The organism is Photobacterium sp. TLY01 (genome assembly GCF_021432065.1).
Taxonomy (GTDB): domain Bacteria; phylum Pseudomonadota; class Gammaproteobacteria; order Enterobacterales; family Vibrionaceae; genus Photobacterium; species Photobacterium halotolerans_A.
This window is the reverse complement of sequence record NZ_CP090364.1, coordinates 424,625-449,511: the sequence shown is the minus strand read 5'-3', so window position 1 is coordinate 449,511 and position 24,887 is coordinate 424,625. Positions and strand designations below refer to the sequence as shown.

Sequence of the window (24,887 nt, the reverse complement as noted above, 5' to 3'; positions counted from 1 at the left end):
CGCCAGCTTTTGCCGTAAAGTATTGACCAGAGAGCAAAAAGCTCTGGGTAACAAGGAGCCAAGCTTGCAAGTTTATCAACGCGAGGAGCACGGTATCTCCCGCAAAGACATCAGTGAAAATGCACTGAAGGTACTCTATCGCCTCAATAAAGCCGGTTTTGACGCCTATTTGGTCGGCGGTGGTGTTCGGGATTTGCTGCTGGACAAAGAACCCAAAGATTTTGATATTGCGACCAATGCAACGCCGGAAGAAATCAAGGCGCTGTTCCGCAATTGCCGCCTGATCGGCCGACGTTTCCGTCTTGCCCATATTTTATTTGGCCGTGATGTGATTGAAGTCGCCACGTTCCGCGGCCACCATGATGCTGGCACAGTCAAGATGCCAGCCGGCAAGCAAGCCATTGCTTCGCGCAATCATGAAGGCATGCTGCTGCGTGACAATGTCTACGGCACGATCGATGAAGATGCAGAGCGACGCGATTTCTCAATTAATGCACTGTATTACAGCATCAAAGACTTCACCGTCACTGATTATGCGAACGGTGTCGTCGATCTGCAAAACCGCCTGATCCGCCTGATTGGCGATCCGGAAACCCGCTACCGCGAAGATCCGGTACGCATGCTGCGTGCCGTGCGTTTTGCCGTCAAACTGGACATGCAGATTGAAGCAAACACGGCAGCCCCGATTCTGGAACTCTCGACCCTGCTGAAAGACATTCCAGCAGCACGCCTGTTTGAAGAGAGCCTCAAACTGCTGCAGGCCGGTAAAGGGCTGGAAACTTACAAAATGCTGCGCGAATACAACCTGTTCCAGCAGCTGTTTCCGATTCTGGCCGAACACTTTACCGAAGATCACAGCAGCCAGACCGAGCAGATGATCGAGCACATTCTGGCGGCCACTGATGACAGAATCGCAGAAGGGAAACGCGTCAATCCTGCGTTTATGTTTGCGGCTATGCTCTGGTATCCCATGAATGTCCGGGCAGAAGAAATTGCCAGCACCAGCGGCCTGAGCGACTATGACGCCTTCATGATCGCCGCCAATGACATTTTGGATGATCAGGTCAAAAACATTGCCATCCCACGCCGTCTGACCACAACAGTGCGTGATATCTGGCAACAACAACACAGATTCAGCCGACGTTTCGGTAAACGCGCCTTTGCGATGCTGGAACACCCTAAATTCCGGGCTGCCTACGATTTTCTCGAAATGCGTGGCCAGTTTGAAGGACAAGACGTAGCTGAGCTGGCAACCTGGTGGCACAAGTTCCAGTTCGCCGGCCGTGATGAACGCAATAAGATGGTGCAAGAACTGGGTGGCGGTCATCAGCGTCGCCGCCGCCGTCCGCAACGCCGGAAGAAACCACAGGCGAAATCGGCATCATGATTCGTGCCTATATTGCCATTGGCAGCAATCTCAACGATCCGGTCGATCAGGCTTATCAGGCGATGGCGGCATTGCGTCAGACCAGCAAACTGACCGTCGTCGCCGAATCCTCCTTGTACTGCAGTAGCCCTATGGGACCGCAGGACCAGCCCGATTACATCAATGCTGTGGTTGCCGTTGACACTGAACTGGCACCACTGGCGCTGCTCGATCTGACTCAGCAGATTGAACAGCAGCATGGAAGAGTCCGCAAAGCAGAACGCTGGGGGCCGCGCACGCTGGATTTGGATATCCTGCTTTATGGCGATTTGCAGCACAGCTGTGAACGTTTAACCATTCCGCACTATGGCATGAAAGCCCGTGAGTTTGTGCTTTATCCACTGGCTGAAATTGCCCCTGAACTCGTCCTGCCTGACGGTACAGCGCTGACAGATCTGCTACCTGAGGTGGACCGTAACGGCCTGCGTGTGTGGTCATCCTGACACACCCGGGAGAAGGGAGATAACAATGAAGAAAATCACCATTAACGACCTGATGAAGTGGAAGCAGGAAGGTCGTAAATTTGCCTCACTCACATCTTATGACGCGAGTTTTGCCCAACTGTTTGAGCAACAGGAAGTGCCTGTCCTTCTGGTCGGCGATTCCCTGGGTATGGTTCTGCAAGGGCAGACGGATACCCTGCCGGTCACGATTGATGAAATGGCCTATCACACCCGCTGTGTGCGTGCCGGCAGCCCGAACGCCCTGCTTCTGGCGGACTTGCCTTTCATGACCTACGGCACACCAGAACAAGCTTGCGACAATGCTGCCAAGCTGATGCGCGCCGGTGCCAATATGGTCAAACTGGAAGGGGGCAGCTGGCTGGCAGAGACTGTCAGAACCCTGACCGAACGTGCCATCCCTGTGTGCGCCCATCTGGGCCTGACACCACAATCGGTCAACATCTTTGGCGGTTACAAAGTCCAGGGACGCGATAAAGAACGCGCTGACCAGATGCTGGCCGATGCCATCACGCTGCAAAATGCAGGCGCGCAAATTGTCGTGCTGGAGTGTGTACCCGCCTCTCTGGCCAAACGTATCACCGAAGCATTAGAGATTCCTGTGATCGGCATCGGTGCCGGTAACGTGACTGACGGCCAGATTTTAGTGATGCACGACATGTTCGGCATTTCTGCCAACTATATACCGCGTTTCTCTAAGAACTATCTTGCGCAGACTGGCGATATCCGCAAAGCGGTAGCACAGTATCTGAAAGAAGTGGAAGCGGGAACATTCCCGGGTCCAGAGCATACCTTTGAGTAAGGAAAACCCACCATGCAGACTTTTGCTGATATTTCCCCTGTTCGTGAACAGGTTCGGGCCTGGCGCCGTGAAGGCCGCCGTATTGCCTTTGTTCCGACCATGGGAAATCTGCATCAGGGGCACCTGACTCTGGTTCGCAAAGCACGCGAACAAGCCGATGTCGTTGTGGTCAGTATCTTCGTGAACCCGATGCAATTTGATAAAGCTGACGATCTGAACAACTATCCCCGTACTCTGGAAGATGATCTGGCCAAATTAAATGGTGAGGGTGTTGAACTGGTCTTCACTCCAACACCGGATATCATTTATCCCAATGGCATGGATCGGCAGACCTTTGTCGAAGTGCCTGGCCTGTCTCACATGCTGGAAGGTGCCTTGCGCCCGAGCCATTTTCGTGGCGTCTCCACCATAGTGACCAAGCTGTTTAATATCGTGCAGCCCGATGTGGCCTGCTTTGGTGAAAAAGACTACCAGCAGCTGGCGTTGATCCGTCAAATGGTCAGCGATCTCGCGATGCCGATTGAGATCATTGGTGTCCCGACAGTGCGTGAAATGGATGGCCTGGCAATGAGTTCACGAAATGGATACCTCACCGTCGATGAGCGTCAGCGCGCACCGGTACTGGCCAAAACCATGCGCTGGATCAGCAGCCAGATCCGCGGCGGCCGCCGTGACTTTGATGAGGTCGTGCTGGATGCCAATGATCAGTTGCGTGCCGCAGGTCTGGAGCCGGATGAAATTTACATCCGCGATGCCCGCACCTTGCAGGTTGTCGGCGAAGAGACCACACAGGCAGTGATCCTGATGTCCGCTTTCCTCGGCAAAGCGCGTCTGATTGATAATCAGGTCATCGAGCTGGCTTCTGTCTCAGCAGAGACCACCCATTAACAGCGCCTAATCCCTTTCGGATCCGCATCAGACGAAAACGCCCAGTTACCAACAGGTACCGGGCGTTTTTTATTGCGCGTTCAAACCCGCTGTATCGACTCAGGAACGCAAACCTATCCCTTTCGAGATGAGATAATGGGCCAGAGCGTACAAAGCAACCACAAAGGCCAGCAGCACGCTAAAGGCGGTGCCGATACCGACATCAGAGACCCCGAGGAAGCCATAACGAAAGGCATTGACCATGTACACGATAGGATTGAGCTTGGACACCCACTGCCAGAACTCGGGCAACAGATTGAGGGAATAAAACACCCCGCCTAAATACGTCAAAGGCGTCAGCACGAAGGTGGGAATGATACTGATGTCATCAAAGGTTTTGGCGAACACCGCGTTGATCAATCCACCCAGAGAGAAAACAATGGAGGTCATCATCACAGTGGCAATAATGACCCCCAGATGCGCGATCTGCAAATCGACGAACAGCAGCGACACCGCTGTCACGATCACACCAACCCCCAATCCGCGCAACACACCACCGCCGATATAGCCGGCGATAATGACAAAGTTGGGCACAGGTGCAACCAGCAACTCTTCAATGTTGTGCTGAAACTTGGCACTAAAGAAAGAGGACGCGACATTCGAATAAGAGTTTGTAATCACGGACATCATGATCAAACCGGGCACGATATATTCCATATAGGTAAAACCGCCCATTTCACCAATCCGGCTGCCGATCAGGCTGCCGAAAATAATGAAATATAAGGTCATAGTGATGGCCGGCGGCACCAGCGTCTGTACCCAGATACGGGCAAAACGGTTCACTTCTTTACTGATTAAGCTTTGAAAAGCAATCCAATACTGGTATCTCATGCGGACTGCTCTCCTTTGCTCTGGGCAACAAGCGTCACGAATAACTCCTCAAGACGGTTAGCTTTATTACGCATAGACAGTACATCAATTCCCTGGGCACTCAGCTGGCTGAACACAGCGTTGAGAGCCGTCCCTTTATGGATATCGATTTCCAGGGTGTGGTTATCGGGCATTTTCCAGGTCACACCATTGAGTTCGGGCTGACTGCCATTGAGGGCAACATCAAGAATGAAGGTTTCCACTTCCAGCTTGGCCAGCAGCGATTTCATACTGGTGTGTTCAATCAGCTCGCCGTGATTAATGATACCGATATTACGACACAGCATTTCGGCTTCTTCCAGATAATGCGTGGTCAGAATAATCGTGACGCCCTGGCGATTAATTTCTCGCAGAAAAGTCCACATTGAGCGGCGCAGCTCAATATCCACCCCTGCGGTCGGCTCATCGAGAATCAGCAGCTTCGGCTCGTGCATCAGGGCCCGGGCGATCATCAGGCGCCGCTTCATCCCGCCAGACAAACTCCGGGCACGCTCATTGCGCTTATTCCACAGATCCAGCTGGGTCAGGTACTTCTTTGCCCGCTCTTTGGCCAGCGCCTTGGGGACGCCATAAAAACCGGCCTGATTGATCACGATCTGCTCGACAGTCTCGAACTGGTTGAAGTTAAACTCCTGCGGCACCAGACCGAGCTGATTTTTCGCTTCAACCAGCTGCTTGTCGATGTCATAGCCAAACACTTTCACCTGTCCGGACGTTTTATTCACCAGGGAGCTGATCACACCAATCGTGGTCGATTTACCGGCACCATTCGGCCCCAGCAGCGCGAAAAAGTCCCCTTCTTCGACGGTCAGGCTCATATCCTTCAGGGCCTGTACCCCTGGATAGACCTTGTTTAAATCAGTAATTTCTAATGCATTCATACAATACGCTTTTTATTTGGTATAAAGAGTAAAAAAATCAACAAATCGGATTTGCAAGCCGCCTCGCAAGTGTATAGTAATGACCTGTTTATCTTTGGCTTTGCCATTGGTAGGTTACCAGCCAAAGCCTGACCAAAGATAAACAACCCAATGTAGCAAACTAAGGTGTTGTCATGGCAGAAATTAAACAGCTCTTTGCAAATAACTTTTCCTGGTCGGAAAAGATCAAAGCAGAAAACCCGGAATTCTTTTCACATCTCGCAAAAGCGCAGCACCCCGAATACCTTTGGATCGGCTGCTCAGATAGCCGGGTTCCGGCAGAACGTCTGACGGGCCTGGATTCAGGCGAGCTCTTCGTCCACAGAAACGTCGCCAATCAGGTCATCCATACCGATCTGAACTGCCTGTCTGTCGTGCAGTATGCTGTCGATGTGCTGAAGGTCAAACACATCATTATCTGCGGCCACTACGGCTGTGGCGGTGTGGCAGCATCAATTGATAACCCGCAACTGGGTTTGATCAATAACTGGCTGCTTCACATTCGCGACCTGTACCTCAAGCACCGCAGTGATCTGGGGGTTCTGCCCCGTGAAGCCTGGGCCGATAAGCTCTGTGAAATCAACGTCGCTTCGCAAGTATACAACTTGGGCAACTCCACCATCATGCAACAAGCCTGGGAACGTGGCCAGAAAGTGAAAATTCACGGCTGGGTGTACGGGATTGGTGATGGCAAGCTGGCTGATTTAGGCGTGACTGCCACCAGCCGGGAATCTCTGGAAGTTTCTTTCCAGAATGCCATGGCAACGATTTTACCCAAAGAATAACCCATAAAGTAAAAGCGACCATCCGGTCGCTTTTACTTGATTCATCCAGCCGACAGCTGATATCTATCAGTCTTCCAGCGGAATCACTTTTCCGATAAACCGCAGGTGACGGTACTTCTGCGCATAATCGATACCAACACCGACCACAAATTCATCCGGAATTTCAAAGCCAATCCACTCGGCATCCACGGCAACTTCACGGCGCTCAGGCTTATCCAGCAAAGTACAGATGCGGATTGAGTTCGGATTACGCAGGGCCAGAATTTCCCGGACCTTATTCAGCGTATTGCCGGTATCAATAATATCTTCAACCAACAGGACATCTTTACCTTCGATTTCATCATCCAGATCTTTCAGAATCCGTACATCACGGCTGCTTTCCATCGCGTTTCCGTAACTGGACGCTGTCATAAAATCCACTTCGTGCGGCAGTTCAATCGCACGGGCCAGGTCAGCCATAAAAACAAAGGAACCTCGCAGCAATCCCACCATGACAAGGTTTTCTGAGCCCTGATAATAGGCGGTGATCTGCTCTCCGAGCTCTTTAATCCTTGCCTGAACATCCTGCTCAGAAATCATGACTTCAATGGTATGCTTCATTTATCTCTCCATATGCGCATTTGGCATGCACATGGGTCTCTGTGATTACTAAAACGCTATTCTACCATCCTTGAACAAGAAAAGTTATTGCTTCAATTATTCGAGCCATATGACACAACGAGTATAAATCAGATTGAACCAAATCCATTGCTGAGGTAGAGTTATTAAGCAAAGTGCATATAAATCGATTGGCTAGGGAATTTGTAGCATGGACACCATAGTTAAAAAAACGAGGACGCGTCTCTCACCTGAGAAACGAAAACAACAACTTCTCAAGTGTGCGCTGGAAGTGTTTGCCCGCCGCGGCATAGGACGAGCAGGACATGCCGACATTGCTGATATGGCCAATGTCTCCGTGGCAACGGTCTTCAATTATTTTCCGACCCGTGAAGCGCTTGTCGAACAAGTTCTGTCACAGGTAGAAAGAAATTTTAATGAACTGCTGAATCTGTGTCTGGGAGAAGAGCACGATACCCTGCATAGTCATTTGAGCTGCATCACCGGCTATATGATAGATGCGGTTATCGAACAGCAAGACTGGTTAAAGGTCTGGTTTGAGTGGAGTACTTCTGTCAGGACAGAAACCTGGCCGCAGTTTCTTGATGCAAACCGTCCGAACCTGAAACAGCTGACAAACATCTTCGAGCAAGGCAAGCAGGATGGTCAGCTCAGTACGGATATCACCTCTTATGATCTGACCTGGCTGCTTCATGGTTTATGTTATGTGCTGTATTTGCGCGCCAACATTGAACCAGACAAAAACAGCATGCAAACACAGGCCGACGCTTACATCAGCCTAATGTTCCCGCAGGCATAACAGTTGCCGTTAACTGGCAGCAGCAAGTATCCTGGGCTGGTATAAATCCAGCTCTACGGATACGCGCTGACCGGTTTGCAGGATCATGGGGGTATTCACGATTAAGTGGTGCCCCTCATAGTCCACAGTGTAGCGGCAACTGTCTCCCATAAATTGCTGCTCCAGGATCACTCCTTCCCCGTCTTCCGCTGGTGTCAGCTTCAGATTTTGTGGCCTGACAAGCCACTCAACATGCTTGCCTTCGCCAAAGATCACGGCTTTAGCCAGCTCAATACGGCCAAACGGCGTCAATAATTCATCATGCCCGACAGTGGCCGGCAGATAAGACCCCGCGCCCAGAAAATCGGCGACAAAGCGGCTGCAGGGCTGATAGTAAAGCTCCGCTGCGGTACCAAACTGTTCGATTACACCATTGTGCATCACTGCCAGCTTATCTGCGAAAGCAAAGGCTTCCTCCCGGCTGTGCGTCACAAAGATAGCCGTGACCCCCTGCGCCTTGAAGATTCGCCGTATTTCCCGAATCAGACCATGGCGCACCTGAGTATCAATATTCGAAAACGGTTCATCCAGCAAGATCAGATCCGGCTCGCACGCCAGGGCCCGCGCAATCGCCACACGCTGTTGTTGCCCCCCGGATAACTGATGCGGGTAACGCTGACCAAGGTTTTCCAGCCTGACCAGCGACAGCATTTCTTCTACTTTGGTTTGCGCACTGTTTTTTTCCCAGTCCCGCAGACCAAAGGCGATATTCTCCGCCACCGTCAGATGGGGAAACAACGCATAATCCTGGAAAATCATCCCTATATGACGATTTTCCGGTGGCACCCAGGTCACGGCATCCACCACTGTCCGGCCATTGATCCGCAACTCCCCCTGCTCTTGGGGTAATAAACCGGCAATAGCTTTGAGCAAGGTTGTTTTCCCGCAGCCGCTGGCCCCTAACAAACAGATGATTTCATTGTCTTCCACCACCAGAGACAGATTTTCCAGTACGGCGTGACCGTTATAACGACAGGTCAGATTATGGACAGATAACGCATGACTCATCAGTGTGATTGCTCCAATGAACGGTTGACAACAACCAAAGGCACCAAGCCGACCAGCACCAGCAGAATCGCTGGCATCGCGGCCAGCTCCAGCTGCTCATCTGAGGCATAGTTGAAGACATAGGTTGCCAGAGTTTCAAAGTTAAATGGCCGCAGTAACAGCGCGGCGTTCAGCTCCTTCATCGACTCAATGAAGACCAGCAGACCCGCGATCAGGCAGCCCCGCCGGATGAGCGGCAAATGCACGCGCCTCAGCATCGACATCGGGCCGCAGCCCATGGTCTTGGCCGCCATATCCAACGACGGCGGTATTTTGGCCAGGCTGCTTTCAATACTGCCCACGGCAACCGCACCAAAGCGCACCACAAAAGCAAAAATCATGGCAAACACAGTGCCGGAGAAAAAGAGTCCAGGGCGTCCCCAGTCCATATACCGAGCCAAATCATTGAGCCAATGATCGGCCGTGGTCAGCGGGATCATCACACCAATTGCCAGCACAGTACCGGGGACGGCATACCCCATTACACTTAAGCGCATCGGGGCGATGCTGGAGCGACGGCCATCCAGACGATGATAAAAATTGACCAGCAGTGCAACAGCAACCGCCAACAGAGCAGCACTCACCGAGACAATCAAGCTATTGATGCTGAACTGCCTGAATGCCGAATTCCAGCTATCGGCGAAATACTGCCAGGCATAATAAAGCAATTGAAGGAGTGGCAGAAGAAAAGCAAATCCAATCAGTCCCCAGCACCAGCTCAGTGCCAGCCACTTCTTCCAGCCAGACAGACGATAGCGGATATCTTCATTCGGTTCACTGTGTTGCTGAAATAGTTTTTGACGACGACGGCTGAACCGCTCTGCACTGATCAGCAAAAAAATGGCCAGCAGCATCATGGCAGAAATTTTTGCCGCAGCGTTGAGATTGGAATAACCCAGCCAGGTGTCGTAGACCGCCGTAGTCAGAGAATGAACAGCGAAGTAACTGACCGTGCCAAAATCGCCTAAGGTTTCCATCGCAATCAAAGACAGGCCAACCGCAATGGAAGGCCGGGCCAGAGGCAGAGAAATACGCCGGAAGCTCTCCAGCGGCGAACAGCGCAGTAAACGGGCTGACTGCAGCAAGCTGGCACTCTGTTCCATAAATGCCGTGCGGGCAAGCAGATAGATATAAGGATAAAGCACTAAAGCCAGCACCAGACACGCACCGCCCAAGGTTCGGATATCCGGAAACCAGTAGTCCTGATAACTTTGCCAGCCAAACCAGTCGCGCAGCAGAATTTGTACCGGTCCAGCATAATCAAACCAGTCGGTATAGATGTAGCCGATGATGTAGCCCGGCATCGCCAATGGCAGGACTAAGGCCCATTGCAGCCACTTTTCACCCGGCAGTCGGCACATGGCCATAAACCAGGCGGCGGGCAAGCCAAACAACGCAGCCAATAATGCCGTGCCAGCGACCAGCACCAGTGTATTGAGGGTATAAGTTCCCATCACTGTGCTCATCAGATGGGCAAACACCTGATCTGATTCCCCCAGCGCCGTATAGAAAATGGCTAAAATGGGCAAAACCAGTAACACACCAAACGTCCAGCCGCTGGTTTTCCAAATAGGGTATCTGTCTTTCATTGCCGACAACTTAGTATCCTTGAGCTGACACGGGAAAGCCTTGCCCAACACAGGGCAACACATGCGTCCAAGCGGTTCGCGAAAAAAACGCCCCCAAAGATACCAGACAATCGATAAAAAGGGGCCTACCGACCCCTGTTTTTTCTTTTACTTACAGATCAAACTGCACTTCATCCAGCAGTTTGGTCGCAGCATTGTGATACTCAGCAACCTTCTCCAGTGGCAGTGTATCAGCCTTGAAATCCCCCCAGGATGCCACCAGCTCTGAGCGCTCGACACCCGCTTTCACCGGGTATTCAAAGTTCACTTCAGCGTACATGTGCTGGGCTTTGTCTGATGTCAGGAATTCCATCAGTTTCTGGGCATTGGCTTTATTCGGCGCATACTTAGCCATTGCCATCCCACTGATATTGACATGAGTACCGTTCGCCTGCTGGCCCGGGAAGTTAATGTAAACCGCTTCTGCCCATGATTTCTGGTTTTCATCACTCAGCATATTGCCCAGGTAGTAGCTGTTACCAATGGCCAGATCACACAGGCCTTCTTTCACCGCTTTCACCTGACCACGGTCGTTACCCTGAGGTTTACGCGCCAGGTTCGCCTTCACACCTTCAAGCCAGGTTTTGGTTTCCGCTTCGCCGTAATGGGCAATCATCGAGGAGACCAGGGAAATATTGTAAGGGTGCTTACCGGAGCGGGTGCAGATTTTGCCTTTCCACTCAGGTTTCGCCAGATCCAGATAATCAAAACTGGCTGGCAGACGGCCGACACGTTCTCTGGATGAGTACACACTGCGGGTACGTAACGTCAAGGCAAACCACTCATCATCAGAATCGCGGTACTGAGCCGGAACATTCTTGTCAATCACATCACTGTCAACCGCCTGAACCAGGCCTTTATCGCTCAATTCTGCCAGACGGCTGATGTCAACGGTCAGAATCACATCGGCCGGGCTGTATTCGCCTTCCTGAGCCAGTTTTTCAGCAATGCCATCTTTGGCAAATTTTACGTTGACCTGAATGCCGGTTTCATCCGTAAATTCTTTCAGCATCGGCTCAATCAAAAACGGCTGGCGTAGAGAGTAGACGTTGACTTCTTCGGCCGCCTGAACCATTTGCGGTGACGACAGACCAAGTAATACAGCAGAAGCGAGCAGTTTTTTCATTGAGCATTCCCTTAATACAAAAATGAATGATAACGTTTATCAGTATCGCTCAATTATACTGTAGCTGCTTCAGCCAACAATGCGTTGAAACAAAGGAACACAAAAAAACGCTGCCATTAGGCAGCGTTTTTGATATTTATGTGAATTAGCTCAACTTTAAAGTAATCACTTCACACTGACAAACTCAGGGTAAGCATCGATACCACAGTCGTGTAAATCCATACCTGCCATTTCTTCCTCTTCGCTGACACGGATTCCCATGGTCGCTTTCAGGATGGCCCATACGGCCAGACTCGCACCAAATACCCAGGCGAAAATCACCACTGCACCCAGCAGCTGAGCACCAAAGCTGGCATCTGTGTTGCTGAACGGTACCACCATCAGCCCGAAGAAACCGCACACACCATGTACTGAAATTGCACCGACAGGATCATCGATTTTCAGCTTGTCCAGACCGATGATACTGAAGACAACCAGTGCACCGGCAATCACACCGATAATCACCGCAGACATCGGTGATGGAGACAGCGGATCAGCGGTGATCGCCACCAGGCCCGCCAATGCACCATTGAGAATCATGGTCAGATCGGCTTTACCCCAGGTGGTTTTACACACAGCCAGTGCGGCGATGGCACCCGCTGCGGCGGCGGCATTGGTGTTGAGGAAAATTTTACCCACAGCCGTTGCGTTCTCGAAATCGGAAATCATCAGCTGCGAACCGCCGTTGAAGCCGAACCAGCCAAACCACAGGATAAAAGTACCCAGAGTCGCCAACGGCATGTTTGAACCGGGAATCGGCAGGATTTCACCATTTTTACCGTATTTGCCTTTACGAGCCCCCAGCAGCAACACACCAGCCAGTGCCGCAGACGCACCCGCCATATGCACAATCCCTGAGCCGGCAAAGTCACTAAAACCAGCGGCCGACAGGAAGCCACCGCCCCAGGTCCAGTAACCTTCAACCGGGTAAATCACAGCCGTCAGAACCACTGAGAATACCAGGAAAGCCCACAACTTCATGCGTTCAGCAACAGCCCCTGAAACCACAGACATGGCTGTCGCAACAAAGACTACCTGGAAGAAGAAGTCTGATTCCAGCGAGTGGTCAGCCCCTTCCGCCTGAGTCCCGAATAAGGTACCGAATGAAGGCAGCCAGCCCCCTTCGCCGTTATCGACATACATGATGTGATAACCCACAATCAGGTACATGGTGCAGGCAATGGCGTACAGACAAAAGTTTTTGGTTAAAATTTCAGTCGTATTTTTTGAGCGCACCAGGCCGGCTTCGAGCATGGCAAAGCCAGCAGCCATCCACATGACCAGGGCACCAGAGATCAGGAAAAAGAATGTGTCGAGCGCGTAGCGCAGCTCTGTCACCGTTGTTGATAATTCCATGGTTGTCGTCCTCTTATCACATCTTGTTGTTATAATGCTTCTGCGTCTGTCTCACCGGTACGGATACGTACCGCATGGTCCAGGTCGTAAACAAAAATCTTACCGTCACCGATTTTGCCGGTATGCGCCGCCTTGGTGATGGCTTCAAGAATGATGTCCAGGTTCTCCGCCTGGGTGGCGATTTCCAGCTTGACCTTAGGCAGGAAATCAACCTGGTATTCCGCACCGCGGTACAGTTCAGTGTGCCCTTTCTGACGACCAAATCCTTTGACCTCAGAAACGGTCATCCCCTCAACCCCGACGTCCGCCAGTGCTTCACGCACATCATCCAACTTAAAAGGTTTGATTATTGCATTGATGAGTTTCATTAACCTTGCTCCTTAAACCTGTGCATCCCTAACATACACAGGTTAATAAACAAGCTTCGTGCCAACTTTGAAAACTCTTAATAAACATAAACTTAAATAAACAACAGAAAAGTTGCACAAAAAAACCGCACCATGGTGGTGCGGTTCATTCCCCGAAAAGAAGCAAAGCAGGAATTTACACTGAATCTGACGCTTATCGTCCGCGAATGAATGCACGCCAAGCATGCAAAACTTGTTCAAGATCCTCGAAGCCACACAGGGAAACTGCTTCATCGTCATAATGACTCATATCTTCATCCAGCTGATCTTCATCTTGAAAAAACAAATAATTAGCCTGAACGATGGCTTCGTTATCTTCCAGAATCAGTGTCATTTCTTCCCCGCTTAACCGCCACTCACTCGTGGTGCCTTTCAGTGCACCAAGTTGATTCAGGATCAAGGCTATCTTTGCCTCATCAGACTGCACTTCTTCCACCAGCCAGCGGCCAAGGGCTTCATGCCCCATAGAAAAAACCACATGATAGCTGCCGTCCAGCATGTTTTTCTTAAATTCGTAGTCCATACCTGCCCTTTATTATTGTGATTCGTTTTTTAGTGATAGGTGTCTTACCGTCAGGCGGCGCACTCATTAACTATCGTCCGCATACTGCCTGGAGTGAAGGGAGCCGGGATCATTTCGCCGCGCACCTTGTCAGGAACCCGCTCAAAATGCAACCTGAAGCTGCAATGTGCAGTCTTCGAAACCTGAGCGCGCTGAGCTGGTGCAGGGAGAAACCTAGCTCAGTACCAAAAGAAGAAAAAAAACAGGGAGCCATTGGCTCCCTGTTTGATTCATTGCCATTGATCCTGGCCGGGTAGGATTATACCGCAGCCTGAATGATCACTTCATCCGCTCGCTTGGTGTACTGACCCATGCGGTGGAAGTTCAGATAGCGGTAAGTATCTGCTGCCGTTGCATTAATCTGCTTAGCATACTCCATGTACTCTTCCACAGTCGGGATGCGACCCAGAATAGCACCAACCGCTGCCAGCTCAGCTGAAGACAGGTACACATTGGCACCGGTACCCAGACGGTTAGGGAAGTTACGGGTAGAAGTAGACATTACAGTCGCTTTGTCAGCCACACGTGCCTGGTTACCCATGCACAGTGAACATCCCGGGGTTTCAATACGGACACCGGCACGGCCGAAGATACCGTAGTAACCTTCCTCTGTCAGTTGATCACGGTCCATCTTAGTCGGTGGAGCAACCCACAAACGCGTGTTCAGCTGACCACCAAATTTATCCAGCAACTTACCGGCTGCGCGGAAGTGACCGATGTTGGTCATACAAGAACCGATGAAGACCTCGTCGATTTCCGTACCCTGAACCTCAGACAGCAGGCGAGCATCGTCCGGATCGTTAGGTGCACACAGAATAGGCTCTTTGATCTCAGCCAGATCGATTTCGATCACGTGAGCATATTCGGCGTCTTTGTCTGCTTCCATCAGTGACGGATTATCCAGCCATTCCTGCATTGCAGTAATGCGACGCTCAATGGTACGACGATCGCCATAACCTTCCGCGATCATCCACTTCAGCATCACAATGTTGGATTCCAGGTACTCAGCCACAGATTCCTGCGACAGTTTCACTGTACAACCCGCCGCACTGCGCTCTGCCGAGGCATCAGACAGCTCGAATGCCTGCTCAACCGTCAGGTGCTCAACACCTTCAATTTCCAGTACGCGGCCGGAGAATTCGTTGATCTTGCCGGCTTTCTCTACGGTCAGTAGACCTTGCTTGATACCGTAGTAAGGGATGGCATGCACCAGATCACGCAGCGTGATACCTTCTTGCATTTCACCCTTGAAGCGCACCAGGATAGACTCTGGCATATCCAGCGGCATCACACCGGTTGCCGCTGCGAACGCCACCAGACCAGAGCCTGCCGGGAACGAGATCCCCAGAGGGAAGCGAGTGTGCGAGTCACCGCCGGTACCGACAGTATCAGGCAGCAGCATACGGTTCAGCCAGGAGTGGATCACACCGTCACCAGGACGCAGCGAGACACCGCCACGGTTCATGATGAAATCAGGCAGGGTATGGTGGGTGTTGACATCCACTGGCTTAGGATACGCCGAGGTGTGACAGAATGACTGCATGGTCAGCTCAGCAGAGAAGCCCAGGCATGCCAGGTCTTTCAGCTCATCACGGGTCATAGGACCTGTGGTGTCCTGAGAGCCCACTGTGGTCATCTTAGGCTCACAGTAAGTGCCCGGACGGATACCTTCAACGCCACAGGCTTTACCGACCATTTTCTGAGCCAGGGTAAACCCTTTACCAGAATCGGCCACTGGCTGCGGACGGCGGAATACCGTCGACGCTTCCAGACCCAGACATTCACGGGCACGGTCAGTCAGACCACGGCCGATGATCAGCGGAATACGGCCACCGGCACGCACTTCATCAATCAGCACATCGGTTTTCAGCGAGAAAGTGGAGACCAGTTCATCACTGCCGTGACGACGCACTTCGCCTTTGAATGGGTAAACGTCGATCACATCGCCCATGTTCAGCGCTGTCACATCCACTTCAATCGGCAATGCACCGGCATCTTCCATAGTATTAAAGAAGATAGGCGCAATCTTACCACCCAGCACATAACCGCCGGCACGCTTATTCGGGACATTCGGAATGTCATCGCCCATGAACCAGAGTACAGAGTTCGTCGCCGATTTACGGGATGAACCCGTACCGACCACGTCACCCACATAAACCAGCTGATGGCCTTTTTCTTTCAGGGCTTCAATTTGCTTCACCGGACCGATAGAACCGGCTTGATCCGGTTCAATGCCGTCACGTTCATTTTTCAGCATTGCCAGCGCGTGCAGCGGAATATCCGGACGAGACCAGGCATCTGGTGCCGGAGACAGGTCATCGGTATTGGTTTCGCCGGTCACTTTAAAGACGGTCAGGGTAATTTTTTCAGCCAGCTCAGGCTTAGACAGGAACCACTCGGCATCCGCCCAGGATTGCAGCACTTGCTTGGCGAAGTCATTGCCGGCTTTTGCTTTTTCTTCGACATCATAGAAAGCGTCGAACATCAGCAGTGTATGAGACAGGGCTTTCACCGCAATCGGTGCCAGTTCGGCATTGTCTAACAGGCTGATCAGGGGCTCGATGTTATAACCACCCTGCATGGTACCCAGCAGTTCAGCCGCTTTTTCTTTGCTGACAATAGGAGAAGTCGCTTCACCTGTGGTAATCGCGGCCAGAAAGCCCGCTTTCACGTATGCGGCTTCATCAACACCTGGCGGGATGCGGTTTTCCAGCAGGTCGACCAGGAAGGCTTCTTCACCTGCAGGGGGATTTTTCAGAAGTTCAACCAGAGCAGCAGTTTGCTCGGCATCCAGAGGCTTAGGGACAATCCCTTCAGCAGCACGCTCTTCGACGTGTTTACGGTAGGCTTCAAGCACGACATATTCCTCATTTTTCGGTTTAGCCAACCGGCTAAACATCCTTGGAAGTGATTGCCCTCTCCGGTGTTCTCGCACGCATTATGCTTGACTTGATTCAGACCTTTTTGGCGTGCAGGAGAGACCAAAACCGGTTACGGAGCATACCATTTTTAACTAAACATTAAAATCAGGCGGACTTTTACAACATTCACAAAACAGGAAAAATCCCGGTATTACAAGGCTCCTCCAAAAAACAGATACAATGAGCTTAAATCTTCTTCCGTTCTGCCATAAGCCAGAATGAATGGCCCAAATGGCGTGGTAATACCTGTGAATATGCTACCGGCATAATAACCCGGTATCTCAGAAACCGAAAGATTGGGGTTATTGAACACGCCGCCCCATTCAACCGAGCCCCCCAGGTACACCGCTGAGTTAAACAGACCAAAGTCGTTATCGAGCAAATGGTAACGGTACACCAGGGCAGAAAACACTTTATTGTTCCCCGACAGGCTGTTTTTCGGGATACCGGATAAGTTCAGGAATCCCCCCAGCTCTTTGGGATCAAGCCGTAAATCTTCATCGGAATGAACATTGCCGTATTCCGCCTTGCCCATTACAGTATGGCGGCCAAAGGTATACGCGCCTTTCCAGCCCAGATCAAAATGAAAAGAAGTATCTGCCCTGTGCTCTCCCTGAAAACGCACGCTGTCATCTGATGAGGCGACTTCGGCCAAAAAGAAATGGCCGCTGTTCGGTAAGGTAAAATCATCCAGAGTATCGAGATTATATCTCAGATAAAGTCGCCGGCTGTTGCGGTCTTGATCACCCAGATTCAGAATCCCGGGAAATTGTGTTTTTCCGTCGCCAAACAAGTAACCCAGCCTGAATTCCTGCCATAGTGCAGGTTGCCACCCCAGCGAGCTGTCAATATTCACATCAATAAAACGTGCTGCAATAAAATCATCGATGTTCTTCAGGCTCGGTTCTTCCCCCGAAACCGCCAGATAGGTATTGGTGACATCATATTCCATGCCCATCACGGCAAACCATTCCTGATCGCTGCTAAAAGGCACATACAATTCGCTGGCAACGCGCTTGTCTGAGCCATATTCAAGCTCGTTTCGCCACTCAGCTCCTTTCTCTGACAGTCCGGTTGCCGTTAATCCCAGGCCAATGGAAAAATCGGTATTATTGGCAAAGTCATCTTCTAAGGCGAAACGCATGTCGATAAAATTGGGACCCCAGCTTTTAGCCTTCACTTCAAAGATCAGGATATGGCGGTTACCTAAACGCTCAAACCGGTAATCCACCCGCTCAAACCGGTCCAGCGCATACAGGTCGCGTACACTTTGCTCCAGTTGCTCGGTATTGACCTTCATGCCGGGTTTCAGTTGCAGACGCTCCAGCAGGACTTCGTCGGCATAAGGGCTGTTATTGAGCAGCTCAATTTCGTCAATCCGCCCTTCTTCCAGAAATTCCAGCTCACGCCGGGCATTCTGTTTATTATCTATGTAGGTCTGATAGGTACTGGCGTTTCCGAGTTCTGACAGCTGGAATCGCACCGTCTGAACACTGTGATAGCCGCTATCAAAGGCTTCCGGCATCCGGTGAAAGTCTGTGGTGCTGATACCGCGGACATCCGGACGCAGCAGTATGTCGGCCTCTGACAAGAGCGATTCCTGACGGGCAGAGTTATCCCGTACCATGAAATCAGTCAGTTGATCCATCACCACCAGATAGTCAGTCAGCTCATCGGCGGTTTTGAAATCGTTACTGATATCCACCGCGATGATTAAGTCGGCCCCCATCTCCTTCACGACAGAAATAGGCAGGTTATTGGTAATACCACCATCAACCAGCAATTTGCCTTCCAGCATCACAGGCGGCAGCAAACCGGGTACCGACATACTTGCCTGCATCGCCTCGGCCAGATCACCCCCAGCCAAGACAACCGGTTTCAGATTCTCAATATCGGTGGCGACCGCACGAAACGGCACAGGCAAGGCATCAAAGCTCTCCATCCAGGGCAAATTACCGGACGTGGTACGCAGGATCTCGCCCATGGTCTGCCCCTGCACAAACCCTTTCGGCACTTTGATTTCCCAGAACTTGAACCCCAGATCGGTGACGATCTGGAATCTGTCCTCTTGCTGTTTTTCACGGACCCGCCGCTCACTGCGCTGTACCCTGTCCTCGTAACCCGATTCCCAGTCAACCGTATTGAGAATGGCTTCGATCTCATCGGCGCTCATCCCTGAGGCATATAAGCCACCGACATAAGCCCCCATGCTGGTGCCCACAATGTAATCCACCGGGATTTGCAGCTCTTCCAGCGCCTTCAGCACCCCGACATGGGCCGCCCCTTTGGCACCGCCGCCACCGAGCACAAGTCCGACCTTCAGGCGATCAGCACTTTTTTGCTCGGCCGTCACTAAAGTCGGGGTAAATACGGCCGATATCACAACAAACAATGCAATAAAACGAAACATCCCTTTAAAAACACCACTTTGATCACTAGGCCGCTGTGGAGTACACCGGCTAAAAAACACTATTAATTCGCACACTTATACCGCAGAAATCCCGGTAGCAACAGAGAATTGATGCATGAACCTCAAGCAGCTTTCCATCAGGCAAAAACTTACACTGGCAATGAGTATCGCCGTCATTGCCTCAAGCGCATTAGTCAGTTACCTCAGTCTCAGCACCTCGCAGGACATTATTCAGTCGCGCCTGCTCAGCAATGAACTGCCGACCCGGCTGGCTCATTTCAGCGGGCAGGTGGAATCAGAAGTCAGACTGCTGCAAAACGCCACTGAACAGCTGGCGAACAATAGGGCCATGCTCAATCTGCTGGCGCACCCCGTCAGCGCCGCCGATGAACAGCAGCTGATTGATCAGCTGAACAGCCTCAAGCGCCAGTATGGCCTCAACGATGCGTCAATTGCCAACCGGGAAACCGGGGATTACTGGAACCAGAACGGTTTCCTGCGCCGCCTGAACCGCACTCAGGATAGCTGGTTCTACAACTTCCGTGACAGCAACACGTCAAGAATGACCCAGGTGTTCAGGGAAGCAAACGGTGAGCTGAAGCTGTTCGTCAATTACCAGCAGTTAAACGGTATGGGCATGTCCGGCTTTTCCCGCTCATTCAATGATATGGCGAATCTGCTCTCGCAGTTTAAACTGGAGCAATCCGGCTTTGTGATCCTGACGGATGCACGCGGCGTGGTGCAGCTTGATCCCAACAACCGCAACCCGGAAAAAACGCCTTTTACCGATCGCTTTGGTGCCGGAAGCCGGGTGTTACTGGAAAAGAGCCCTTTTAATCTGTTTACCGCCGAGTATCAGGGCCAGACACTGCTGCTGGCTTCCAGCTATATTCCGGCGATGGACTGGTTCGTCATTGCTCAGGTGCCTGAGCAAGAAGTGTTTGCCCAGTTAAATGAGACCCGCAATTATGTGATGCTTCTGGCTGCCCTGACCACCCTGGCATTCATTGGCCTTGCGGTGTACCTGAGCCAGACCATCACCCGACCGATCCGCCAGGCCGCAGATACCTTCCGCGAACTGGGCGAAGGTGATGGCGATCTGAGCCGACGCATTCCGGTGTCGGGTAAAGACGAAATTGCCGAACTGGCCAATGGTTTCAACGCCTTTGCCGGCAAGATCCATGCGCTGGTTGTCGACGTGGCTGCCACGGGCACAGAACTCAGGGTGGCCGCCGAGCAAGTCTCTGCCCAGGCGCAGGCCACACTGGATCACAGCCAGAATCAACGCGATCGCACCCTGCAAGTGGTCACCGCTATTAATCAGATGGGCGCCACTGTCAATGAAATTGCCGGTAATGCGGCTTATGCAGCAGAATCCGCCTCACAGGCCACCTCAGCCACCAGCAATGGCCAGCAGGTGGTCCAGAGCGCGCAAGACAGCATTGAGCAACTGGCCGGCGATATGCACAACATGGCGAAAGTGGTCGCAACTCTGGCAGACAACACGGTCGCCATTGGCGGGATTTTAGAAGTGATCCGCGGGGTCTCTGAACAAACCAATCTGCTGGCACTCAATGCCGCCATTGAAGCGGCGCGGGCAGGCGAACAGGGACGAGGCTTTGCCGTGGTCGCCGACGAGGTTCGTAATCTGGCCAGCCGCACCGCGGCCTCAACCGATGAAATCCAGACCATGATTAACCGCTTGCAGCAGGAAGCGCAACACGCCGTACATGCCATGCAGAACAGCCAGCAGTTAACCGAAGCCGGCACCCAGGCCGCTGATGATGCCACCAAAGCACTGCTGCTGATCAATGAGCAGATCCTGCAGATTTCAGATTTGAACACCCAGGTCGCCACGGCAACCGAGGAGCAGTCTACCGTTGTATCGGACATCAACATCAATATCGAAGATATCAACGAAAATACCCAGCGCACCTCAGACACAGCCAATGAGATGGTCGCGTCCAGTCAGAATCTGCACGCTTTGTCGCTCCGTCTGGAGCGTATGGTCAGCAGCTTCAAGCAGTAATCAGACGCTGCAGCGGCTTCAGTTATCGTGTCCTGAACACCCCCTCCTAACCTCCCCCGCCACGAGGGGGAGGAACAAAGCACGCACCAGTCCTTGCAACTCAAACGCTTGCTTCCCCTTTGCAAGGCAGGCGCTAAAAGCCTTTACTCTGGTTCAAAACGTAAAAAAGCGCCTCAAGGGCGCTTTTTTCATGCAATAAGAAAAGGTAAAAACTTACTTTTTCTTCTTCGCTTTGGCGTTTGGCAGGTCAGTGATCGAACCTTCGAACACTTCCGCAGCCAGACCCACAGACTCGTGCAGAGTCGGGTGCGCGTGGATGGTCAGTGCGATGTCTTCAGCATCACAGCCCATCTCGATAGCCAGACCGATTTCGCCCAGCAGCTCACCACCGTTAGTACCTACGATAGCACCACCGATCACACGGTTAGTGTCTTTGTCGAAGATCATCTTAGTCATGCCGTCAGCACAGTCAGAGGCAATCGCACGGCCAGAAGCGGCCCAAGGGAAAGTCGCAACTTCATAGTTGATACCTTCTGCTTTTGCTTCTTTCTCTGTCTTACCAACCCAGGCAACTTCTGGCTCAGTATAAGCAATTGAAGGAATGACTTTCGGGTCGAAGTAATGCTTCTTACCGGCAATCACTTCTGCCGCTACGTGACCTTCATGCACACCTTTGTGCGCCAGCATTGGCTGACCCACTACATCGCCGATGGCGAAGATGTGAGGAACGTTGGTACGCATTTGCTTGTCGGTGTTGATAAAGCCACGCTCATCAACAGCAACGCCGGCTTTCTCAGCGTCAATCAGCTTACCGTTTGGCGTACGGCCGATCGCCACCAGAACCGCGTCATAACGAACAGGCTCAGCCGGTGCTTTCTTGCCTTCCATTGACACATAGATGCCGTCTTCCTTCGCTTCAACCGCAGTTACTTTGGTTTCCAGCATCAGGTTGAACTTCTTGCTGATACGCTTGGTGAAGACTTTGATGATGTCTTTGTCTGCCGCAGGGATCACCTGGTCAAACATTTCAACCACATCGATCTGAGAGCCCAGTGCGTCATACACAGTACCCATTTCCAGACCAATGATACCGCCGCCCATTACCAGCAGTTTTTCTGGTACTTCTTTCAGTTCCAGCGCGTCAGTGGAATCCCAGATGCGTGGATCTTCATGCGGAATGAAAGGCAGTTCAATCGGACGTGAACCGGCAGCGATAATCGCGTTGTCAAATTTCACTGTAGTGGCTTCTTCGCCTTCTATAACGATAGTGTTCGGATCGGTAAATTTACCGTAACCGTTCACGACAGTCACTTTACGCATTTTCGCCATACCACCCAGACCACCGGTCAGCTGGTTGATGACTTTATCTTTCCAGATACGGATCTTGTTGATATCGGTTTGTGGCTCACCAAATACCACGCCGTGCTCGGCCATGGCTTTCGCTTCTTCGATGACTTTCGCCACGTGCAGCAATGCTTTAGATGGGATACAACCCACGTTCAGACACACGCCACCCAAAGTGCTGTACTTTTCAATCAGAACCGTTTCCAGACCTAAGTCCGCGCAACGGAAAGCGGCAGAGTAACCGGCAGGACCTGAGCCTAGAACTACGACCTGGGCTTTAATTTCTTTACTCATTATTGACCTCGTTGTAAGTCATCTATCCCTAACTGGCTGTAAGGCAGAATGCGTTATTTTTTTATTTTCAGACCGCGCAACAGTTTACAGACCTGTTATCACCCTGAAAAGGAAAATGGCATTCCCTGTGAGCCATGCAACAATTCCTTGCCCGTTCATACGGGCAAGGAATCTCGGGTCACACCTTTTACAGCACCAGACGACGAATGTCGGACAGCATGCCGTTCAGGTAAGTAATGAAGCGTGCACCTTCAGCACCGTCGATCACGCGGTGATCGTAAGACAGTGACAGCGGCAGCATCAGGCGAGGTTCAAAGTCCTTGCCGTTCCATACTGGTTTCATCTCAGACTTAGACACACCCAGGATGCCCACTTCAGGTGCATTCACGATCGGGGTGAACGCCGTACCACCCAGGCCACCCAGGCTTGAGATAGTGAAGCAGCCGCCCTGCATGTCTGCAGCCGTCAGTTTACCGGCACGGGCTTTCTTAGAAACCACCATCAGCTCTTCAGACAGCTCGTAAATGCCTTTCTTGTTCACGTCTTTGAACACAGGCACAACCAGACCGTTTGGCGTGTCAACGGCAATACCGATGTTGACGTATTTCTTCAGGATCAGGCTTTCACCGTCATCAGACAGAGAAGAGTTGAACGCCGGGAAGGCTTCCAACGACTTGGCAACGGCTTTCATGATGAACACCAGCGGGGTGATCTTCATGCCTGAGTCTTTCTTCGCTTCGATCGCGTTCTGCTCTTTACGGAACGCTTCCAGCGCTGTGATGTCTGCGTCATCCCACTGAGTAACATGCGGGATCATCACCCAGTTACGGTGCAGGTTGGCGCCAGAGATCTTCTTGATGCGAGACAGCGGTTTCACTTCTGTTTCGCCGAACTTGCTGAAGTCCACTTTCGGCCAAGGCAGCAGACCCAGTGCCGCACCGTCACCTTTACCGGATGCAGATGCCGCGGCACCAGATTCCAGGCGTTTCAGCGCGTCTTTCACATAACTCTGAACGTCTTCTTTCAGAACGCGGTTCTTACGGCCGGTACCTTTGACTTTCGCCAAGTTAACGCCAAATTCACGTGCCAGACGACGAACAACCGGAGAGGCGTGTGCGTACTCGTTGTTCTCAACGAAATCGCCGCCCGCTGCAGGAGCTTCCGCTTTCGCGGCCGGCGCTGCGGCAGGTGCTGCCGTCGGAGCTGGTGCTGCTGCCTGTGGTGCTGCCGCAGGAGCGGCACCGGCTACTTCGAAGACCATGATCAGAGAGCCGGTAGAGACTTTGTCGCCGGTCGCAATCTTGATTTCTTTCACTTTACCCGCGAATGGCGCCGGTACTTCCATCGAAGCCTTATCGCCTTCAACCGTGATCAGAGATTGCTCTTCTTCCACCATGTCGCCAACGGCAACCATGATTTCAGTCACTTCAACTTCGTCGCCACCGATATCCGGTACGTTCACTTCTTTGTCAGCCGCCGCTGCCGGTGCTGCTGCCGGAGCAGGAGCCGCCGCCTGAGGCGCTGCAGCAGGTGCAGAACCTGCTGTTTCAAATACCATGATCAGCGAGCCCGTCGACACTTTGTCACCGGATGCGATCTTGATTTCTTTTACCGTACCGGCGAATGGCGCGGGTACTTCCATAGAAGCCTTATCGCCTTCTACAGTGATCAGAGACTGCTCTTCGTCGACGCTGTCGCCAACCGCAACCATGATTTCAGTCACTTCAACTTCGTCGCCACCGATATCCGGCACGTGAACTTCTTTCAGTTCAGCGGCTGCTGGAGCGGCAGGGGCTGCAGCAGGCGCGGCTTCTGCGGCCGGAGCAGGTGCAGCGGCTGCTGCACCCTCTGCTTCAAAGATCATGATCAAAGAGCCGGTAGACACTTTGTCGCCTTCCGCTACTTTGATTTCTTTTACGATACCCGCCTGAGAAGCCGGTACTTCCATGGAAGCCTTGTCGCCTTCAACCGTGATCAGAGATTGCTCTTCTTCCACCTTGTCGCCAACGCTGACCAGGATTTCAGTAACCTCAACCTCATCAGCACCGATGTCAGGTACATTAATTTCGATTGCCAT

General features: G+C 52.0%; 20 protein-coding genes. 7 read left to right on the top strand and 13 right to left on the bottom strand.

The annotated features are described in order from the left end of the window. Positions 1–22: 22 nt before the first annotated feature. Genes pcnB through panC form a run of 4 tightly spaced genes read left to right on the top strand, consistent with a single transcriptional unit; the run spans position 23 to position 3,577 of the window. Positions 23–1,387 (top strand): polynucleotide adenylyltransferase PcnB, encoded by a 1,365-nt coding sequence (gene pcnB, locus LN341_RS02165; RefSeq protein WP_234203953.1) that lies wholly within the window; start codon positions 23–25, stop codon positions 1,385–1,387. Continuing rightward, positions 1,384–1,869, top strand: coding sequence for a 2-amino-4-hydroxy-6-hydroxymethyldihydropteridine diphosphokinase (folK, locus tag LN341_RS02160; RefSeq protein WP_046220530.1), 486 nt, complete (start codon positions 1,384–1,386; stop codon positions 1,867–1,869). Before pcnB ends, folK begins: the two co-directional genes overlap by 4 nt. A 25-nt stretch (positions 1,870–1,894) precedes the next feature. Then, a complete protein-coding gene (panB, locus tag LN341_RS02155) occupies positions 1,895–2,689 on the top strand; it encodes a 3-methyl-2-oxobutanoate hydroxymethyltransferase (RefSeq protein WP_234203952.1) in 795 nt (264 codons plus the stop codon). A 12-nt stretch (positions 2,690–2,701) separates the two neighbouring features. After that, positions 2,702–3,577 (top strand): pantoate--beta-alanine ligase, encoded by an 876-nt coding sequence (gene panC / locus LN341_RS02150; protein WP_234203951.1) that lies wholly within the window; start codon positions 2,702–2,704, stop codon positions 3,575–3,577. A 99-nt stretch (positions 3,578–3,676) separates the two neighbouring features. Here the strand turns inward: panC and LN341_RS02145 are convergent, their stop codons facing one another. Both LN341_RS02145 and LN341_RS02140 read right to left on the bottom strand, forming a co-directional pair. Beyond that, complete coding sequence (locus LN341_RS02145; RefSeq protein ID WP_046220533.1) at positions 3,677–4,447, bottom strand: ABC transporter permease; 771 nt, start codon at positions 4,445–4,447, stop codon at positions 3,677–3,679. Further along, entirely contained in the window at positions 4,444–5,367 is a 924-nt protein-coding gene (locus LN341_RS02140) for an ABC transporter ATP-binding protein (protein WP_234203950.1), read from the bottom strand. The genes LN341_RS02145 and LN341_RS02140 overlap by 4 nt, the downstream gene beginning before the upstream one ends. 173 nt (positions 5,368–5,540) lie before the next feature. Here LN341_RS02140 and can point away from each other — a divergent pair, with 173 nt between their 5' ends. Next, positions 5,541–6,191 (top strand): carbonate dehydratase, encoded by a 651-nt coding sequence (can, locus tag LN341_RS02135; protein ID WP_046220535.1) that lies wholly within the window; start codon positions 5,541–5,543, stop codon positions 6,189–6,191. 66 nt (positions 6,192–6,257) lie between these two features. Here can and hpt read toward each other — a convergent pair whose 3' ends face one another. After that, the gene (hpt, locus tag LN341_RS02130) at positions 6,258–6,791 is read right to left on the bottom strand and encodes a hypoxanthine phosphoribosyltransferase (RefSeq protein WP_027253643.1); all 534 of its coding nucleotides are present in this window, start codon (positions 6,789–6,791) and stop codon (positions 6,258–6,260) included. Between the two features lie 208 nt (positions 6,792–6,999). Here hpt and LN341_RS02125 point away from each other — a divergent pair, with 208 nt between their 5' ends. Further along, entirely contained in the window at positions 7,000–7,608 is a 609-nt protein-coding gene (locus LN341_RS02125; protein ID WP_046220536.1) for a TetR/AcrR family transcriptional regulator, read from the top strand. A 9-nt stretch (positions 7,609–7,617) separates the two neighbouring features. On the opposite strand, the gene LN341_RS02120 is transcribed toward LN341_RS02125, so the two are convergent. From LN341_RS02120 to LN341_RS02085, 8 genes are all read right to left on the bottom strand, one after another. Continuing rightward, positions 7,618–8,655, bottom strand: a complete 1,038-nt coding sequence (locus LN341_RS02120) for an ABC transporter ATP-binding protein (protein WP_234203949.1) — start codon at positions 8,653–8,655, stop codon at positions 7,618–7,620. Continuing rightward, a complete protein-coding gene (locus LN341_RS02115; RefSeq protein WP_046220538.1) occupies positions 8,655–10,283 on the bottom strand; it encodes an iron ABC transporter permease in 1,629 nt (542 codons plus the stop codon). Before LN341_RS02115 ends, LN341_RS02120 begins: the two co-directional genes overlap by 1 nt. Before the next feature lie 151 nt (positions 10,284–10,434). Then, positions 10,435–11,448: a Fe(3+) ABC transporter substrate-binding protein gene (locus LN341_RS02110; RefSeq protein WP_234203948.1), complete on the bottom strand. Its 1,014-nt coding sequence runs from the start codon at positions 11,446–11,448 to the stop codon at positions 10,435–10,437. Between the two features lie 165 nt (positions 11,449–11,613). Next, positions 11,614–12,843, bottom strand: a complete 1,230-nt coding sequence (locus LN341_RS02105) for an ammonium transporter (protein WP_046220540.1) — start codon at positions 12,841–12,843, stop codon at positions 11,614–11,616. Between the two features lie 29 nt (positions 12,844–12,872). Further along, positions 12,873–13,211 carry a P-II family nitrogen regulator gene (locus LN341_RS02100; protein ID WP_027253649.1) on the bottom strand — a complete coding sequence of 113 codons (339 nt, stop codon included), beginning with the start codon at positions 13,209–13,211 and terminating at the stop codon, positions 12,873–12,875. Positions 13,212–13,404: 193 nt separating this feature from the next. Continuing rightward, entirely contained in the window at positions 13,405–13,773 is a 369-nt protein-coding gene (locus LN341_RS02095) for a YacL family protein (protein WP_234203947.1), read from the bottom strand. A 298-nt stretch (positions 13,774–14,071) separates the two neighbouring features. Continuing rightward, complete coding sequence (acnB, locus tag LN341_RS02090) at positions 14,072–16,669, bottom strand: bifunctional aconitate hydratase 2/2-methylisocitrate dehydratase (protein ID WP_120513505.1); 2,598 nt, start codon at positions 16,667–16,669, stop codon at positions 14,072–14,074. 215 nt (positions 16,670–16,884) lie between these two features. Beyond that, on the bottom strand, positions 16,885–19,143 hold the full coding sequence (locus LN341_RS02085) for a patatin-like phospholipase family protein (RefSeq protein WP_046220542.1): 2,259 nt from the start codon (positions 19,141–19,143) through the stop codon (positions 16,885–16,887). A gap of 115 nt (positions 19,144–19,258) precedes the next feature. Between LN341_RS02085 and LN341_RS02080 the strand changes: the two genes are divergently transcribed. Continuing rightward, positions 19,259–21,172 (top strand): methyl-accepting chemotaxis protein, encoded by a 1,914-nt coding sequence (locus tag LN341_RS02080; RefSeq protein WP_234203946.1) that lies wholly within the window; start codon positions 19,259–19,261, stop codon positions 21,170–21,172. A 213-nt stretch (positions 21,173–21,385) separates the two neighbouring features. Here LN341_RS02080 and lpdA read toward each other — a convergent pair whose 3' ends face one another. Both lpdA and aceF read right to left on the bottom strand, forming a co-directional pair. Next, complete coding sequence (gene lpdA / locus LN341_RS02075) at positions 21,386–22,810, bottom strand: dihydrolipoyl dehydrogenase (protein WP_234203945.1); 1,425 nt, start codon at positions 22,808–22,810, stop codon at positions 21,386–21,388. Between the two features lie 187 nt (positions 22,811–22,997). Beyond that, on the bottom strand, positions 22,998–24,887 hold the full coding sequence (aceF, locus tag LN341_RS02070) for a pyruvate dehydrogenase complex dihydrolipoyllysine-residue acetyltransferase (protein ID WP_120513358.1): 1,890 nt from the start codon (positions 24,885–24,887) through the stop codon (positions 22,998–23,000).

Excerpts from the sequence above, each read along its gene's own strand:
- folK (WP_046220530.1), top strand. The coding sequence starts at position 1,384 with ATGATTCGTGCCTATATTGCCATTGGCAGCAATCTCAACGATCCGGTC.
- panB (WP_234203952.1), top strand. The coding sequence starts at position 1,895 with ATGAAGAAAATCACCATTAACGACCTGATGAAGTGGAAGCAGGAAGGT.
- panC (WP_234203951.1), top strand. The coding sequence starts at position 2,702 with ATGCAGACTTTTGCTGATATTTCCCCTGTTCGTGAACAGGTTCGGGCC.
- LN341_RS02145 (WP_046220533.1), bottom strand. The coding sequence starts at position 4,447 with ATGAGATACCAGTATTGGATTGCTTTTCAAAGCTTAATCAGTAAAGAA.
- LN341_RS02140 (WP_234203950.1), bottom strand. The coding sequence starts at position 5,367 with ATGAATGCATTAGAAATTACTGATTTAAACAAGGTCTATCCAGGGGTA.
- can (WP_046220535.1), top strand. The coding sequence starts at position 5,541 with ATGGCAGAAATTAAACAGCTCTTTGCAAATAACTTTTCCTGGTCGGAA.
- hpt (WP_027253643.1), bottom strand. The coding sequence starts at position 6,791 with ATGAAGCATACCATTGAAGTCATGATTTCTGAGCAGGATGTTCAGGCA.
- LN341_RS02125 (WP_046220536.1), top strand. The coding sequence starts at position 7,000 with ATGGACACCATAGTTAAAAAAACGAGGACGCGTCTCTCACCTGAGAAA.
- LN341_RS02120 (WP_234203949.1), bottom strand. The coding sequence starts at position 8,655 with ATGAGTCATGCGTTATCTGTCCATAATCTGACCTGTCGTTATAACGGT.
- LN341_RS02115 (WP_046220538.1), bottom strand. The coding sequence starts at position 10,283 with ATGAAAGACAGATACCCTATTTGGAAAACCAGCGGCTGGACGTTTGGT.
- LN341_RS02110 (WP_234203948.1), bottom strand. The coding sequence starts at position 11,448 with ATGAAAAAACTGCTCGCTTCTGCTGTATTACTTGGTCTGTCGTCACCG.
- LN341_RS02105 (WP_046220540.1), bottom strand. The coding sequence starts at position 12,843 with ATGGAATTATCAACAACGGTGACAGAGCTGCGCTACGCGCTCGACACA.
- LN341_RS02100 (WP_027253649.1), bottom strand. The coding sequence starts at position 13,211 with ATGAAACTCATCAATGCAATAATCAAACCTTTTAAGTTGGATGATGTG.
- LN341_RS02095 (WP_234203947.1), bottom strand. The coding sequence starts at position 13,773 with ATGGACTACGAATTTAAGAAAAACATGCTGGACGGCAGCTATCATGTG.
- LN341_RS02085 (WP_046220542.1), bottom strand. The coding sequence starts at position 19,143 with ATGTTTCGTTTTATTGCATTGTTTGTTGTGATATCGGCCGTATTTACC.
- LN341_RS02080 (WP_234203946.1), top strand. The coding sequence starts at position 19,259 with ATGAACCTCAAGCAGCTTTCCATCAGGCAAAAACTTACACTGGCAATG.
- lpdA (WP_234203945.1), bottom strand. The coding sequence starts at position 22,810 with ATGAGTAAAGAAATTAAAGCCCAGGTCGTAGTTCTAGGCTCAGGTCCT.
- aceF (WP_120513358.1), bottom strand. The coding sequence starts at position 24,887 with ATGGCAATCGAAATTAATGTACCTGACATCGGTGCTGATGAGGTTGAG.